We start from the raw sequence: 17,244 nt of genomic DNA, 5'->3' as shown, positions 1-17,244 counted from the left end.
TTTAATTGCCGTTATTTAAAGGAATAGCAAAGCAAAAAGTGGAACCCTTTTCAATTACAGAGTTTACCCATATCTTTCCGCCAAGTTGTTTAATAATTTCTGAAGAAATGTAGAGACCGAGCCCAAGCCCTGGAAACGTATGTTCTTTAGTCCCGCTCACCCGATAAAACTGTTCAAATACACGATCCATCTTATCTCTGGTTAGTCCGATACCAAAATCCTGTACGCACAATTGAACTTCGGTATCGTGATCTTCGGTGTAGATGATGATCCGGTCGGCATTAGGAGAATATTTTATCGCATTGGTGATCAGGTTAATCACAACTTGTGCGATTCTTTCCCGATCTCCGGTTACCATTCTTTTAAAAGAAAGCTGGTGTTTAATTTGATGCCTGCCGGAAGTGAGCTGCATATCTTCAATAATTTCCAGCATCATTTGGTTAAAATCAAAGGGTACATTGTCAAATTCCAGTCTGCCAGAATTGATTTTTGTAACATCCAGCAGATCTCCAATTAAACTGGTTAATCTGTTGATTTGCCCATCCATTTTTGACATTAACACTGCATTTTTAGTATCCCCTGCACGATTTAACATCATTTCCAATACCTGAGCATACGCTTTAATACTGGTTACAGGGGTTTTTAACTCATGACTGGCTACAGCAAGGAAGTTATCCTTTTGTCTTTCCAGTTCTTTTTGATCGGTAATGTCCGTGTTGGTGCCGTACCATTTAATGATTTTATCATTGGCATCTTTTAGCGCTAATGCCCTAACGAGCCACCATCTATAATTACCATGTTTGTCCAGCATTCGGAATTCCGTTTGATAAGGGTTGCCGCTATCGACACTTAATTTCCATCTTTGTATTACTCCTTTTACATCATCGGGGTGCATCACTTTGATCCAGCCCTGACCAAGCGATTCGGCGATACTGACGTCGCTTCTTTCGTGCCAGCGGTCATTGATATAGTCCAGCATTCCATCAGGATGGCTCGTCCACACTACTGCAGGAACTGTATTTGCTAAAAATTCCATTTCCTTAATGGCTTGCTGTAACTCTTCTGTTTTCTTGTCTACTGCTTTTTTTGCATTCAATTCTCTTCTCATGTCCCGGGCGATTCCGGCAATGGCCACAGGTTCGTTGCTGAACTCCTGACGGATGATGAATAGTTGTTTATGAATAGGAATGATTTCTCCGGTAACCTGATGCACCAGTTCTAATCGTCCTGACCATTTTCCATGGGTATAGAGTTCTGGAATGATCCTATCTCGGATTTCCGCTGAGGAAGCAGCACTATGGTACTGGTACAAGTTTGCTCCATTGATATGTTTTGGGTCGATACCGATTAATTTACCCCCGGCTTCATTGATATAAATGGTATTGCCATCGAGGTCGCAATAATTACAGAAATCTTCAGAGATATCTACGATTGTTGCCAGGCGTTTCAGTTCTGCTTTCGCTTTGATTTCCGGTCGTAAGTCCCTTGCGGTAGCGCCTCTTCCAATAGTGGCTCCCGAAAATGGATCTTTGATGAGAATATAATTCACATCGCATGGAATTTCCTGTTTGTTTTGGTAGTTTCTTAGGTGGATGACCCCTTGCCAACCACTTTCCTCAGAAATTTGTGGGATTAAAGTTTGCTGTACCCGGGCTAATTCTTCAGGGGTGTAGAAATCGGATGCTGTCATGGTGGTGATATCTGCATTTTCAGGAACGCCCAGCATTTTTCTGCCGGATTGGTTCATATAAATGAGCCTGCCTTCCATATCTGCTATAGACATATGATCTGCATTGTGCCTGATTAAAGAAAGTAGCTGTTGTTCACTGAGGTTGGCAGTAATTTCTTTGGTGATGTCCATGGCTATTCCAGCAAAGCGATAAACTGCTCCGCGATCGTCGAAGTACGCTTTCCCCTTACAGTGAACCCATCTAAGGGTTTTATTGGATTGACTCACTGTTCGATAGCGTAAATCGTAAGTTTCTGTGCGATTCGGATCAATAGCAGCTGCTACTGCCATGGCTACTTTCTGTTTGTCCAGAGGATGAATACAGTGGAGTACAGACTTATATTCGATTTCCTCATGACCATCAAATCCGAAGATTTCCCGGCACCTTTGGTCCCAAAAAACAGTTTCATTTAAAGGGTTCATTTCCCAGGTGCCAATTTCTGCCGATTCCAGGGCGAAACTCAGGCGTTCTTCAGTTTCGCTGATTTTTTTCTTTGTCAGTACAAGCTCTGTAACGTCGATTGCATTGTGGATAATTGCCACAGTTTTTCCATGTTCATCCTTTAATGCTTTATAGGTGAAATTGAAATAAGAAGTTTTCAGCTGTCCGTCTACAATAAGGTCGGCGGCTTCCTGTTCTCCATGATAGGTGATTCCTGTATCGTAAACTTGTTGCAGTAAGTTGATAAATGGTTGGTTGATCAGTTCGGGAATAGCGGCTGCCATTTCTTTTCCTATAACGGAATTATTTTTCCCCCATAGGGCAAGCATTTCTTGGTTTGCAGCTGCTATGGTAATGTTCCTGTCGGAATAAATGGCTGTAGCAGTAGGGTAGGCTTCTATAAGCGCATTAAAGTGTTTTAGATCGTTTTCAGAGTTCATCTGGGGATGGAGATAAGAGTTCTAAGTTACTTTATTTATGTGCTTTTAAAGAAATAACTTGAACAATAGATGGAAGGTTTGAATTTTGAACATATAACTATATTTTAAACCTATTAGTTGTAGTATAACTGGGTTTAGCTCATGAGCAAATAAAAAATGGCGGTTGATTTAGCTCGTTTATGGCGAGTAAAAGGTCATAATGATCGCGTTTTAGCATATATTTAGCCATTGATAGGGTCGATAGCTATACACAGCTGGAAGATGACCAGTTAAAATGTTTAAATATTGATATGAAAAAGAATTACTTTGCTGTTATTTTACTGTCGTTAGGTTTTTGGAGTACTGCAGTATTTGCTCAGAGCAGGTCCGAATGGTTACTTGAAAAAAATTGGAAGTTTACGAGAACAGATGAGCCTGAATTCACGAACGTTAAATATAATGATAGTAAATGGCAAAATGTTATCGTTCCTCATGACTGGGCTATTTATGGCCCTTTTAGTGCTAATAATGACAAACAGCATGTCGCGATCTCACAAGATGGGCAGAAGGAAGCGTCTGAACATGCGGGGAGGACGGGCGGCTTGCCATTTGTTGGCGTAGGCTGGTACCGGAATAAATTTAGGGTGCCTGGATTTAATAAAGGTAAAAAGGCTTCGATTATCTTTGATGGTGCAATGAGCAACGCCACCGTTTACTTAAACGGTAAAAAGGTAGGCTTCTGGCCGTATGGTTACAATACTTTTCATTTTGATATTACTGAATTTTTAGAGCCTGGGGAAGAAAATATATTAGCTGTAAGGTTGGAGAACTTTCCGGAATCATCCAGATGGTACCCCGGGGCCGGTTTATACCGAAATGTTCATGTGGTGATGACTGAAACGGCACACATTCCAGTTTGGGGAACACAGTTGACTACACCGGTCATTCATAAGGAGTTTGCGAAGGTGAACTTGAAAACAAAGGTGATAACTGGAGCAGGGAATGTGGCTGGATTCCATTTGACAACCGAAATCAAAGATGCGGATGGGAAGGTCGTAGCCAGCACGAAGACCTTATTAAATAAATACAATGAGGATACTTTTAATCAGGAACTGCTGGTCTTGAATCCGCAACTTTGGGATACGGAACACCCGGTTTTATACACCGCAGTTTCTAAATTGTACGAGGAAAATGAACTTCGAGATGAGTACAGCACTACTTTTGGAATCCGATCGATAGAAATTATTCCCAATAAAGGGTTTTTTCTGAATGGAAAAAGGACGCAGTTTAAAGGAGTATGTTTACACCATGATTTGGGTCCATTAGGCGCGGCTGTGAATGATGCGGCTATCAGAAGGCAGATTCGCATTATGAAAGATATGGGCGTAAATGCGATCCGGACTTCTCATAATATGCCGGCACCAGAGTTTGTGAAAGCTTGTGATGAAATGGGCATGATGCTGATGGCCGAAACTTTTGACGAATGGAAAGCACCAAAACAAAAGAATGGTTACCATAAGTATTTTGAGGAATGGGCGGAAAAAGATGTGGTCAATTTGATCCATCATTATAGAAATAATCCAAGTGTAGTGATGTGGTGTATAGGAAATGAAGTTCCTGAACAAGGGATGCTGGGAGCCGCTAAAACGGCAAAGTTTCTTCAGGACATCTGTTTCCGGGAAGATCCTACGCGCTTTGTCACACAGGGAATGGATCAGCCAGGATCTGTGATTAACAATAATTTTGCAGCAACTATGCAGGTCGCAGGTTTCAATTATCGTCCTTTTGTCTATCCTGAAGCTTATAAAAAACTGCCGCAGCAGATTATTCTCGGCACAGAAACGGCCTCTACAATTAGCTCAAGAGGAATTTATAAATTCCCTGTAATCAGACGTGCTATGCCAATCTATGAGGATCTTCAGGTGTCATCTTATGATGTAGAACATTGCGGCTGGTCTGACTTGCCAGAAGATAATTTTATTCAGCATGATGACCTGCCTTATGCCATCGGCGAATTTGTGTGGACCGGTTTTGATTACTTAGGCGAACCAACGCCATATTATACCAACTGGCCAAGTCATAGCTCATTATTTGGAATTGTAGACCTTGCAGGAATTCCCAAAGACCGCTATTACCTGTATAGAAGTCATTGGAATACTGCCGCAAACACACTTCATATCCTTCCAAGCTGGAATTTTAGAGATAGAGCAGGGCAAACTACACCAGTTTTTGTGTATACCAATTATCCTACTGCCGAATTGTTTATCAATGGTAAAAGTCAGGGGAAGAAAACAAAGGATACGACGTTTACGGTTTACAATACCGGAGATAAGAAATCTTTGGAGGATTTTGACCGTCAGAAAAGATACCGTTTAATGTGGATGGATACTAAATATAAACCGGGAGCGGTTAAGGTGGTTGCGTATGATGCAAAGGGAAATGCAGTAGAAGAAAAAGAGATCCATACTGCTGGAAAACCACATCACCTGGAATTGAAAGCTGATCGTACACAATTGACTGCAAATGGAAAGGATCTTTCTTTTGTATTGGTCAGTGTGGTAGATAAAGATGGGAATCTATGTTCTGAAGATACCAGAGAGATCAGCTTTAAAGCCACTGGAGCTGGAAAATTTCATGCTGTAGCGAATGGAAACAGTGCGAGTCTGGAATCTTTTCAGGCGCCAAAAATGAAAGCTTTTAGTGGTCAGCTGACAGCTATTGTGAAGTCTGAGGAAAAGCAGGGAGTGGTTTACTTTGAGGCCTCTGCAAAGGGGTTGAAGTCTACGGTCCTAAAAATTGAAGTGAAATAATTCATTTAAATAATCAGGAAGCGTTGGCTGGGGCTAGATGAGCTGAAGCCCAAGAGTTAGCTGAAAACTCTTGAGCTTCACTTTATTTCTCAAGTACTTCTAGCTGGCTTTCTGTTTTCAGTTGAATTTTTTTCTCTATTTCCTGTATCACCATTGCTGCAAAGCCTTTTAAGGTCTCCACTTGTTCAGCAGTAAAATCCCTCAATTTGGTGTCAGTGATGCATAAAGCACCAATCATAAAGCCATCTGAAGTGATTAATGGGGCACTGGCATAGAATTTAAAACCATATTCAGCAGCAATTACAGGATTGGTTAATAGGCATTTTTCTTCTTCAGCATAATGTATGATTAAGGGTTCAGTATCTAAAATCGCAATAGAACAAAGACTTCTTCCTCTTGACGTAAAATCGGCTCCACTTGTCCCAATCGCTGATTTAAAGAACACCTGATGCAGGTCCACTAATGAAATCAAGGCCATTGGGGTGTCAAATGTTTTCGCGGTAAGCTGTACGATCTGATCCAATACTGGTTCATCAAAAGCATTGATTAAATGGTAACGGTTTAAAGCAGCAATGCGTTCAAAGTCATTGGAAGGGATGATGTTTCTGTTAAAAATGTTTTCCATGGCTGCTTTTTAAGGAATGATCACGCTTCCTGAATGTTTTGAGGAAAGCATGAATCAAATAAGGTGTTTTTCTTGGTAAGATTTTTTTAATTAAGATGTAAAATAACAGAATTATTTTAAAAGGTGGCGATAAAATTTTGTAACCTCTTAGGTAGATAGTCTTTTGGAACAGATTGTTTTATGTTGAATATACTGGCAAAACTTGTTTTTATAACCCTTACTCATCGCAATACCTCCCTTCGTTAATAAGAGGCAATTGCCATTAATTTCAAGCACATGATCGCTGTTGACTATCTGTTTTTTACGCAGTAAGGCGGATTCAAGATTGATGAATAGGTAATTGTTGCCCGGGAAGGATTGGCATTGCTTGAACTGCTATACTGATCTTCTAAATTCTTGACCGAGCGTTTTAACTGGATAATTTGAAACGTATTTTGATAAATCTTGAACTATTTCCTTACGATTAGCGTTGACTATGGTTTGATTTCTGGCCAAACAGAAACGAACAATTCCTGAATACCAGAGCTGAAAATCCATAAGAACCCATTATTGATTAAAACTGATCTTACGATTTATTGGTGTAAAGTTTATTTTGGTGTAATATTCAACTAATATTAGCGCTATTTGATGTCGTATTGGCAACTTTATGTGAGTGTGACGATATAATTTTACTTATTGTTTATATTAACAGGTATTAATTTTAAAAAAGGTGCGACATTTAAAGGATGAAAGATTTATTCAAAAATGACTACGAGTTAGTTGGAGAGAATGTAAGAGCCATCCGCAAGGCATTAGGCTTAACTCAGGATGAATTAGCGCATAGGTGTTCCGTGAATTCTGCCAAAATTAGTAAGATTGAAAATGCCAGAACTGATTATATGTTCTCTACGCTATTGGAAATTTGTGAAGGACTCAAATGCGATTTGACAGATGTCATCGGGAAAAAAGTGCTGGAAACTCCCATTGTGGAAGCGGAGCCCATGCTTACAATTGAAGGACCTAGAATGCTTTTATTGAATTAATTATGAGCGGCCTCTTTATTTCAACAGTTGCTGTTGTCCTGGAATAAATAGTAAACTGATCCCTACCCAAACATAAATGAACTCATTGGGTAGGGCAGGAATGATTTAAATTCATTCTGTATTCCAGTGGAATTTTTCCTATAATTACAGCAACTAAATATAATTGGAATCAATTGGCCTCCTCGGCATTGAATTGATCTCTCCATCTTGTAATGCCAAATGATGAAATTTTACCGCCTTATTTTCCTGTTTACTTTTGCTATCCTGAATTTTTTACAGCTCAATACTAAAGCTCAGCTCCCAGTGAAGATGGATGATAAAGTGCCTCATCATATCTTTAATTATGGGGAAATTGAGCTCCTGGAAGATACTTCCGGAATACTCAGTCTTCAGGACATCCTAAAACCAGAATTGAATAAACAGTTCAATAAAAGCAAAATCTACACCCCAAAGATTTTCAAACTCAACGCTACCTACTGGTTTAAGGTAAAAATCAAGTCTAATCCAGCGTCTAAAGAGGATTGGATACTTGAATTCTTCGACCAAACGATTGATGATATTAATTTATATGCACCAATTACTGATCATAAATACCAGCATTTTCAATTTGGAGCAAAATATAGGTTTGCGCATCGAGAATATGAGCATAAAAACTTTCTGCTGAACCTGGATAACACCAAAGAAGGAGAGGAAACCTATTACATCAGGGTAAAATCTTCACAGTCAGCCAGTGTGATCATTGTATTGAGAACCATGCGCTGGTTTGTTCATTATGCCACTGAAGAATATATGTTTTTCGGCCTTTTTTATGGGATGATCGTTGTTTTTGGTTTCTATAACCTGCTAATGTTTATCGCCATCAGGCAAAAACAATATTTATATTATGTGCTTTATAACCTGAGTATCGGGCTGTACGAAACCTGTGTAGATGGAATTGCATTTCAATATTTATGGCCAAATCATCCGGCCTGGAACCAATATGGCTATGGAGTCGCCTTATATTTAAGTAGTTTGTTTGGATTGCTTTTTACCTTGAACTTCTTGTATTTAAGGAGCAAAGCGCCAATGTTATATAAAGCCATTATAGCCATGATTATACTCAGGACATTGTTTTTCATGCTCTGTTTATACAATCATCATTGGTTTACTTATAAGTTAGTAGAAGTGATTCCCTTATTACTGGCATTAGGTTCTGGGATCTATGTATGGAAAAGTGGTTTTAAACCAGCCAGATTCTTTGTGATTGGCTATACTTTCCTGCTATTGGGCTTTATCATAAAGGGTTTAGTCCTGCTGAACGTTTCCTGGTTACCCTATGGTCCGATTACCCATTACAGCTTAAGTTTCTGCTTTGTGATAGAAATGATTCTGGTATCCTTTGCAATTGGTGATAATATCAGGGGTTTAAGACAAAAAAAGGACAGAGCTCAGAAAAGAATGATCGAGCAGCTTCAGATCAATGAGAAGTTAAAAGAAACGCTGAATAAAGAGCTAACCAGCCTTGTCGACGAGCGGACTAAGGAAGTGAGCCAAAAGGCCGCAACCATTGAGAAACAGAATGAAGAAATTTCTCTCATGAATGCCATGCTGGAGAAAGACAATCAGGAACTGCATGAAAATATCAAAAAAGTGAGTCGGGCCAGGGTGATGTCCCTGGACGTAGACTTTGAAGAGTTCAGCAAAATCTATCCAGACAGAGAAACCTGTTTTAAATACCTTTCGGAATTAAAATGGACCAATGGCTATACCTGTAAGAGGTGCAGCAACAGCCAATACCTTGCAGGTTTCCTGCCTTTCAGCAGGAGGTGTACAAAATGTGGGTACGATGAGTCGGTCATTGCCAATACCATCTTTCAAAATAGTAGGATCCCCATCAATAAAGCATTCTATATGCTTTTTCTTGTATACTCTACAAAAGGCAAAATCTCCTCCCATAAACTGTCTCAACTGTTATTGATCAGGCAGAGTACTTGCTGGGCTTATAACAGTAAAATGCAGAGACTCCTGGAAGAAAAGAATAAAGAATTGAAGAATGCCGGGGAAGGTGGCTGGAGTAAATTGATTTTTGAGACGGCATCATTCGCCGAAAAACCAACCGCCTAGCTCTCCAGATAGTAATATTCTCTACTTCTACGCCGATTTTTAGCACAAAAAACCGCGTAGAAGCACCCAAAGCTAATTTTTCTTGTATTTTTTTTAATGTTTTTTTAGCGTATCAGGCTGTATTTTAGGATATGGCCTAACCGTATGATAATCAGCAGAAATGTGATTTATTCTTTGAGTTTTAACCGTATCACGTTTATGTTTAACTTATTGTTTTACAGATAGTTGTGTTGTTTTTTGTTTGCTGTTTTGCTTTTGTTAGTCTAGTTTTATCGAACCATTATAAACCTAACCAAGCAAAAAATGAGAAAAAGAATTACACTATTAATTGTGTTCTTTCTAGCTAGCTATGTATTGTCCTTTGCACAGGACCGTACTGTGACCGGAATAGTAAAGGACAAAGAAGGATCACCAATGCCGGGGGTATCCATTAAAATCAAAAACACAAAAACCGGAAGCTCTACCAATGAGGAGGGTAAATACAGCATCGCTGCTGCGGGAAATGCGATACTCCAGTACTCAGCTATTGGCTATACCACCTCAGAAGTTTCCGTGAATAACCGTACTCAGATCAATGTTAATCTGGTTGAAGAAGCTCAGGGTTTATCGGAAGTGGTCGTGATCGGATACGGAACTACCACCAAAAAAGATGCTACCGGAGCAATTTCCAGCATAAAGGCAACTCAGCTGGAAAATGAAAATCCACAGAGTGTGGCCGACATTCTAAAAGGTAACATTGCTGGTATGTCTGTCAGTTTAAACACCAGTGCAAAAGGTGGAGGAGACTTACTCGTACGTGGTAAATCAACATTAACAGCTGGAAGTTCACCACTAATTGTATTGGATGGAGTGATTTACAACGGTCAGCTTTCTGATATCAATCCAAATGATATTGAAACCGTAGATGTACTGAAAGATGCAAGTTCCCTGGCAGTTTATGGGGCAAAAGCAGCTACGGGAGTAGTGGCAATTACCACTAAAAAAGGTCGTGGAGATCAACCTACCATCACCTTTAATACCAATGTCGGATTAGCCCAACTGGCTCAAAATATGCGTCCGTATACCGGAGAAGCTTTTTTAGCCTGGAGAGGAGATGTAATGAGAAGTGGAGGTGCCACAGCTCCATATTTGTATAACGACCCAAGAAACCTTCCCGCTGGAGTAAGCTTAGACCAGTGGCTAAACCTTAAACCTACAGATCCCGTTCCAACAGACCTTGTAGGGGTATGGCTGGGTAGGTTAGGACTGGTTGCAAATGAGAAAGCCAATTATGCCGATGGTAAAACGGTAGACTGGTACGATGAAATTTTTAGAACTGGATTACGTCAGGACCATACCTTGAGTATGAGTGGGAAGAAAGATGAAATCAGTTATTACATGTCTCTGGGTTATCAGAAAAATGAAAACCTAATCAAAGGAGGTGCATTTAGTACCGTCAGAGCGCGATTAAATCTGGAAGGCCAGGCTGCAAAATTTATGACCATCGGAATCAACGCACAATATGCAGATCGCGATGAAGGTGCTATTGAAGCCGATTGGAATCAGTTGATCAACCTTTCGCCTTATGGTGATATGTACAATCTAGATGGAACGCTAAGACGGATTCCTACAGATGACAATGGTTTGAATGCAAGAAATCCTTTCTTGAATATGACCTATAATAGCAAGATGAACAAGCAAAATACCCTGTTTGCAAGCGTTTACACCAGGATTAAATTGCCTTTCGGTATTACCTACCAGCTAAACTTCAGCCCAGGTGTAGATATGTACCGGACATTTGATCACTTATCTTCAAAAAATCCAAATGTAACTACTCCAGGTGGTTCTGTAACCAGAGCCAATGAGACCCGTTACAACTGGCAAATTGATCATTTACTAAAATGGAATAAAACCATTGCAGACATTCATAATCTTGATGTGACCCTATTGGCAAATGCAGAGAAATACCAAACCTGGTGGACTCAGGCAGGGAACGAAGGCTTTGTGCCAAGTGATGCCTTAGGCTATCATAATCTTTCTACTGGTATCAAGCCTTCCGTAAATGCAGAAGATAAAGTGTATACAGGTGATGCGCTAATGGCCAGGTTAAATTATAGCCTGATGCAGCGATATAACCTGACGCTTTCTGTTCGCAGAGATGGATATTCTGTTTTTGGTGCTAATTTTAAAAGAGCAACCTTCCCCGCAGCAGCTTTTGCCTGGATTTTTACAGAAGAATCCTTTTTGAAGTCCTTGACCTGGCTAGACTTCGGTAAACTGCGTGTTTCTTATGGTATCAATGGAAATAGAGACCTGAGAAACCCAGACAATAATACGGTTGATCCTTACGCGGCTTTGGCCATCTTAGGGAGTGATAAATACCAGACTGTAGATGGAAGTGGTACCGCTTCAACCGTAAATACGTTGGCCCTTGCCTCTAAGATGCAGAATCCAAACCTGCAATGGGAGCAAACGAAATCATTCAACTTAGGATTGGATTTCTCCGTTTTGAAAGATAGAATCACTGGAGCTGTTGATTTCTTCAGTAAAAAAACCAATAATTTACTAGTGAAACAAACCCTGCCAAATGTGACGGGCTATGCTTATGTGTATTCTAATGTTGCTGAAATTAGCAATAAAGGAATGGACCTCAGTTTAACCAGTAGAAACATTACCGATGGTAAAATTAAATGGAATTCAAATTTCAATTTCTCGTTTTCAAGGAATAAAATCATAAGTCTGGCATTGCCAACTGATGATCCAGGAAATGGCTGGTTTATTGGAAAAGATATTGATGTGATCTGGAACTATAAAATCCTTGGAGTATGGCAGGAGAATGAAATGGCTGAGGCTGCCAAGTATACAAAAGGGGCGATTAAACCAGGTGATTTCAAGTTAGAAGATGTCAATGGAGATTATCAGTACAGTGATGCAGATAAACAGTTTTTAGGCTATAAAAGCCCTCGCTTTATCTTCGCACTAAGGAATGAATTCAATATCTTCGACAATTTCGACTTCTCTTTCCAGCTGCTTTCTAACTGGGGACAGAAAAATGAATATAACTCTGCGAAAAATCAACCTGGAAGTGTGGGATTTGCACGTCAAAATTCTTATGTGCTGCCGTACTGGACACCAGATAACCCAATTAATGACTATGCCAGGTTAAATTCAGGAACAAGTGGTACCAGTTTCAACGTTTTTCACGACAACTCATTTATCCGTTTAAATTCAGTGGCATTAGCGTATACGATTCCTAAAAATCTGCTGACTAAACTTCGTGTGAAAACCGCAAAAATATATGCCAACGTAAATAACGCAGCAGTATATACCCGCGATTGGAATTACTGGGATCCGGAGAACAATGGTCCAACTCCAAGATATTACACCCTGGGCTTAAATGTTTCCTTATAAGATTTTAGCGACATGAAAAAAATAAATAAAACACTATTCCTGTTATGTACTGCAGCATTATTAATGGCAGATACTGCATGTAAAAAAAGTTACTTGGATTCAGATCAGCTGTCCAGTTATTCACCAAACAACCTGGACAATCCGAATGCCATGAAAGCCGCACTGAATGGTGTAGCACTCATCCTCAGAAAAGAGTATTTCGGCGATTCTGCCCCAATGTTAACCGAATCCCTTTTCTCTGATGTAGCCGTAGATGGTACAACCGATAAAAGTACACCAGCGCAGGATTTGGTGAGCAGAATCACACCGGATGCCAACTTAAATAGCGACGATTTTAATAAAGTAGGCTGGTATTGGGAGAATTCTTTCACGGCTATTCGTCAGGCAAATACCATCATCACCAGAATTGATGTACCTAAATATGCTTCTGATGCAGAAAGAAATGCTATTTTAGGTGCCGCGTATTTCTTCCGTGCCTATTATTATTACAGATTGGTACATCAATTTGGAGACGTGCCCTTGTTATTGAACGACTTGGATGCACCAAAAGCAGATTTTTATTCCACAAAAAGAGAAGTGATTCTGGAGAAAATGAGAACTGACTTAGAATTTGCGCAAACCTGGGTAACCGACAATGTCAATAAAGGAGAAGTAACCAAAGGTGCTGTGAGCCATTTGCTGACAAAAGTAAACCTGGCACTCGGTAAATTTGATGATGCGATCGTTTCTGCAACCAATGTAATTGGCGGGGGCAAATATGGAATGATGACCACCAGATTTGGCAGTACTGCCGGCGATGCCACTAAAAACGTAGTTTGGGACTTACACCGAATGGACAATAAAGCAATCGGCGCCAATAAAGAAGCCCTGTTTTTAGTGATCGATAGGGAAGCGTTCCAAGGCTTTACCCCAAATGGATCGCAGCTGATGCGTAATACGGTACCAGCATGGCATTTTGCAAACCTGCGTACACCAACGGGTTCAGGAATCCAGGCGATTACCGATGCCGTGGGTGCTGAAATCCCTTTAACGAAGATGTATGGCCGTGGAATTGGCAGGTACCGAGGTACGCCATACAGTACAAAATACATCTGGACCGATCAAACGGATTACAGACACGCAAAAGGGATGTGGATGGATATGACCGATCTGGTTTACAATAATCCTGCACTAAAAACATCAAAACTACAAGCCGATAAAGATCTATTTGGAAAACCATTACAGCAATATACAGATGCGAATGTGGCAACCGTTTTCCAAAATGGAGCTTTAGATACAATTCGTCATTGGTTTGGATGGCCGCATTACAAGGTGTTCATCAACTCCACAAATGCCTTGGCCAACGATCCTTACTGGTCTCCACCACGTGGTACCAATACCGATTGGTATGTATTCAGATTAGCTGAAACCTATTTGTTAAGAGCAGAAGCTTATTATTGGAAAGGCGATTTGGCCTCAGCAATGAGTGATATCAATGTGGTTAGGGCAAGAGCAAACGCGACACTATTAACAGACATCAGCAAAATCAATATTGGAACCATCCTGGACGAACGTGCCAGAGAACTATTTTGGGAAGAACCAAGAAAGACTGAACTGACCAGGATTGCTTATATTTTTGCAATGACTGGCAAATCTGCCTACAATGGCAAGACTTATAACCTGAATGCTTTTTCTGATCAGAATTTCTTCTATGACCGTATTATGGAAAAGAATGACTTCTATAAGAATAATGTAAGAACGCTTCAAGGTGTAAATTACAGAATAGCACCATATCACGTGCTGTGGCCAGTGCCTGCAAGTGCACAAAGATTTAATACCGAAGGACACATCAACCAAAATAAAGGTTATATCGGGTATGAATCCAACGTGCCTGCATTGGATAAATAAAAAGATAAGACCAGGTAATATTTTGCCTGGTCTTTATTTAAACCTAATTATTACCTTACTCATCAACTGATCTTCCTGTTTACATAAATGCCGTTTATGCCTTCTTTTAAGCTCTTATACCTTTTTATATTATTGATTCTTTTTGCTGATTCCTCTTTTTCAAAAGACATAAAAGACATAAATCGTAACCCTGGTCGACAATACATTGGTTTTAACGACCAATGGAGTTTTAGTAAAGACGATCAGAACTGGAGCAAAATTACCTTGCCGCATACCTGGAACGCCGAGGATGTGATGGAGGATACACCTGGTTATTATCGCGGAACAGGATGGTATCAGCGCGTTTTGAAAACCAATGCGATGATGAAAGGCAAAGATGTTTTTCTTTGTTTTGATGGCGTAAATCAGGAGGCAGAACTCTATGTAAACGGACAGCTTGCCGGGAAACATGCAGGAGGCTATACCCGTTTTATCATTCCAATCCATAAATTTCTAAACCCTAACATCGGTTTCGATAACCAGATCAGGGTTAAAGTGAGTAATCGTTACCAGGAAGACATCGCTCCGCTAACCGCGGATTTCACTTTTTTTGGTGGGATTTATAGAAAAGTAGGTTTGCTGATGACAGATCCGGTTCATTTTTATAATGGAGCGTATGGCGCCGATGGGATTTACATCAGTACGCCCCAGGTATCTGCCGAATGTGCGGCTGTAAGTGTAAAGAGTGTTTTAGAGAACTCCGCAAGCGAAAGTCGCAAGTTAGAATTAAGTACTGCATTGTACAATAAGGAGGGGCTGTTAATCAGTAAACGAACTGCTCTTATTCGTTTAAATGCCGGAGAAAAGAAAACGGTACAGCTGGATTTGCCGAAGGTAAATAAACCAGAATTATGGTCTCCGGATTCGCCTGTTTTGTATCGTGTAGTCTCAAGCATTACCGATGTCAAGAGTTCAAAAGTGCTTGATGAAGTCTCTAATGCAATTGGTTTCAGGTGGTTCAGGTTTGATGCAGAGAAAGGATTTTTCTTAAACGGAAAGGCGCTGAAAATCATGGGAGCTAGTCGCCATCAAGACTATGAAGGATTAGGAAATGCTGTTCCAGATGCTTTGCAAATCAGGGATGTAGAACTACTAAAAGAAATGGGCGGTAATTTCCTGAGGGTTGCACACTATCCTCAAGACCCAATTATATTGGAAACCTGTGATCGACTTGGAATCTTGACCTCCGTAGAAATTCCGATCGTAAATGCCATCACGGAGAGTGAAGCCTTTGCTGAAAACAGCAAGAATATGCAGATCGAAATGATTCGTCAGAATTTTAATCACCCCAGTGTGGTGATGTGGGCCTATATGAATGAAGTATTGCTGCGACCGAAGTTTGGAGATGATAAACCTCGTCAGGAATTGTATTTTAAAAACATCAGAGCACTCGCTGAGGATCTTGAAAAATTAACCCGAAAAGAGGACAGTTCCAGATATACGATGATGGCCTTACATGGTGATTTCGATCGGTACCATAGGGTCGGACTCACAAAAATCCCCATGGTTATCGGCTGGAATTTATACCAGGGCTGGTATGGAGGAACCTTGGATGGTTTCGGACAGTTTTTAGACAAACACCACAAGGAATTGCCAGAGAAACCATTACTGGTGACAGAATTCGGAGCGGACGCTGATCCAAGGATCAGGTCTTTTAAGCCAGTTAGGTTTGATAAAAGTGTGGAGTACGCGATTAAATTTAGTCAGGTGTATTTAAATGAAATGTTGAGCCGCCCATTTGTAAATGGTGCAATGGTTTGGAACCTGGCAGATTTTAACTCCGAAAGTAGAGCAGAGACTATGCCTCATATTAATAATAAAGGGCTGTTAACCCTTGGACGTGAGCCTAAAGATACTTACTATCTGTATCAGGCTTATCTGTTAAAACAGCCCTTCCTGAAAATAGCCTCAAGAAATTGGAAAGAAAGGACAGGCATTGCCGAAAATGATCCGCTATATAGTACCCAGCCAGTTCAAGTGGCTACAAATTTGAAGTCGGCGGAGTTGTTTTTGAATGGAAAGAGCCTGGGGATCAGGGAAAGTATCGACCGTATTTGTACCTGGGATGTGCCTTTTACTGCAGGAAAGAATCAACTGAAAGTGTTAAACGCACAATATCCATCGCTCATTGATGTGGCTGAAATTGACTTTACCATTTTACCAAACCTTTTTTCAAAACAACCAGACTTCAATGCTCTGCATGTTTTATTAGGCGCTGAACGTTATTTTATAGAAGAAAAAACGCATGTGCTATGGTCTCCGGATCAAGCTTATCATAAAGGTTCATGGGGCTATATGGGAGGCACTGCTTTTAGCAGCGGAAACAATCGAATTAGCTATGGTTCAGACAAAAATATCCTTGGCACCGATGAAGATCCAATTTATCAAACCCAGCGTGTCGGCTTATCGGCCTATAAATTGGATGTTCCCGATGGATATTACGAGCTAAACCTGTATTTTTCTGAGCTGATGGGAGGGGAATACCAAGAAGCGCTGGCCTATAATCTGGATAATTCTGAAGTTAAGGATCAGGCGGAACAAAGGATATTTAATTTGAACGTTAACGGTAAAACATTGCTCAAAGATTTTAATATTCAGGATGAATATGGATACACTACTGCTGTTCAAAAGAGCATAAGGATACAGGTTATTGATGGAACTGGAATTTCATTGGATTTCATTCCAGTAAAAGGTGAGCCTGTTTTGAATGCTTTATCCCTGAGAAAACTAAATTAACTGATCGAACCATTAAGTTTGTACTTTTTCTAAATTTGAACC

At 40.2% G+C, this 17,244-nt stretch carries 8 protein-coding genes; 6 read left to right on the top strand and 2 right to left on the bottom strand.

All coding sequences use genetic code 11. The features are described from left to right. Window position 1: 1 nt before the first annotated feature. Complete coding sequence (locus AQ505_RS15310; RefSeq protein ID WP_062548982.1) at window positions 2–2,611, bottom strand: PAS domain S-box protein; 2,610 nt, start codon at window positions 2,609–2,611, stop codon at window positions 2–4. Between the two features lie 290 nt (window positions 2,612–2,901). Here AQ505_RS15310 and AQ505_RS15305 point away from each other — a divergent pair, with 290 nt between their 5' ends. Further along, on the top strand, window positions 2,902–5,400 hold the full coding sequence (locus AQ505_RS15305; RefSeq protein WP_062548981.1) for a glycoside hydrolase family 2 TIM barrel-domain containing protein: 2,499 nt from the start codon (window positions 2,902–2,904) through the stop codon (window positions 5,398–5,400). A gap of 82 nt (window positions 5,401–5,482) precedes the next feature. Here AQ505_RS15305 and AQ505_RS15300 read toward each other — a convergent pair whose 3' ends face one another. After that, window positions 5,483–6,025, bottom strand: coding sequence for a GAF domain-containing protein (locus AQ505_RS15300; RefSeq protein ID WP_062548980.1), 543 nt, complete (start codon window positions 6,023–6,025; stop codon window positions 5,483–5,485). 725 nt (window positions 6,026–6,750) lie between these two features. Here AQ505_RS15300 and AQ505_RS15295 point away from each other — a divergent pair. The 5 genes from AQ505_RS15295 (at window position 6,751) to AQ505_RS15275 (ending at window position 17,202) form a co-directional block, all read left to right on the top strand. Further along, the gene (locus tag AQ505_RS15295; RefSeq protein ID WP_062548979.1) at window positions 6,751–7,047 is read left to right on the top strand and encodes a helix-turn-helix domain-containing protein; all 297 of its coding nucleotides are present in this window, start codon (window positions 6,751–6,753) and stop codon (window positions 7,045–7,047) included. A 219-nt stretch (window positions 7,048–7,266) separates the two neighbouring features. After that, a complete protein-coding gene (locus tag AQ505_RS15290; protein WP_082461559.1) occupies window positions 7,267–9,150 on the top strand; it encodes a 7TM diverse intracellular signaling domain-containing protein in 1,884 nt (627 codons plus the stop codon). Window positions 9,151–9,453: 303 nt separating this feature from the next. Next, window positions 9,454–12,540 carry a SusC/RagA family TonB-linked outer membrane protein gene (locus AQ505_RS15285; protein ID WP_062548978.1) on the top strand — a complete coding sequence of 1,029 codons (3,087 nt, stop codon included), beginning with the start codon at window positions 9,454–9,456 and terminating at the stop codon, window positions 12,538–12,540. A gap of 12 nt (window positions 12,541–12,552) precedes the next feature. Then, window positions 12,553–14,427 (top strand): RagB/SusD family nutrient uptake outer membrane protein, encoded by a 1,875-nt coding sequence (locus AQ505_RS15280; protein ID WP_062548977.1) that lies wholly within the window; start codon window positions 12,553–12,555, stop codon window positions 14,425–14,427. A gap of 96 nt (window positions 14,428–14,523) precedes the next feature. Continuing rightward, window positions 14,524–17,202: a glycoside hydrolase family 2 TIM barrel-domain containing protein gene (locus AQ505_RS15275; RefSeq protein ID WP_062548976.1), complete on the top strand. Its 2,679-nt coding sequence runs from the start codon at window positions 14,524–14,526 to the stop codon at window positions 17,200–17,202. Window positions 17,203–17,244 lie beyond the last annotated feature (42 nt).

It is taken from the genome of Pedobacter sp. PACM 27299 (genome assembly GCF_001412655.1).
GTDB lineage: Bacteria > Bacteroidota > Bacteroidia > Sphingobacteriales > Sphingobacteriaceae > Pedobacter.
Note: the sequence above shows the minus strand (reverse complement) of the source record. Positions and strands in the feature narration are given on the sequence as shown.

Bases quoted from the DNA above. Each gene is read 5' to 3' on its own strand.
- AQ505_RS15285 (WP_062548978.1), top strand. From the start codon at position 9,454: ATGAGAAAAAGAATTACACTATTAATTGTGTTCTTTCTAGCTAGCTAT.
- AQ505_RS15280 (WP_062548977.1), top strand. From the start codon at position 12,553: ATGAAAAAAATAAATAAAACACTATTCCTGTTATGTACTGCAGCATTA.
- AQ505_RS15305 (WP_062548981.1), top strand. From the start codon at position 2,902: ATGAAAAAGAATTACTTTGCTGTTATTTTACTGTCGTTAGGTTTTTGG.
- AQ505_RS15275 (WP_062548976.1), top strand. From the start codon at position 14,524: ATGCCTTCTTTTAAGCTCTTATACCTTTTTATATTATTGATTCTTTTT.
- AQ505_RS15300 (WP_062548980.1), bottom strand. From the start codon at position 6,025: ATGGAAAACATTTTTAACAGAAACATCATCCCTTCCAATGACTTTGAA.
- AQ505_RS15310 (WP_062548982.1), bottom strand. From the start codon at position 2,611: ATGAACTCTGAAAACGATCTAAAACACTTTAATGCGCTTATAGAAGCC.
- AQ505_RS15290 (WP_082461559.1), top strand. From the start codon at position 7,267: ATGATGAAATTTTACCGCCTTATTTTCCTGTTTACTTTTGCTATCCTG.
- AQ505_RS15295 (WP_062548979.1), top strand. From the start codon at position 6,751: ATGAAAGATTTATTCAAAAATGACTACGAGTTAGTTGGAGAGAATGTA.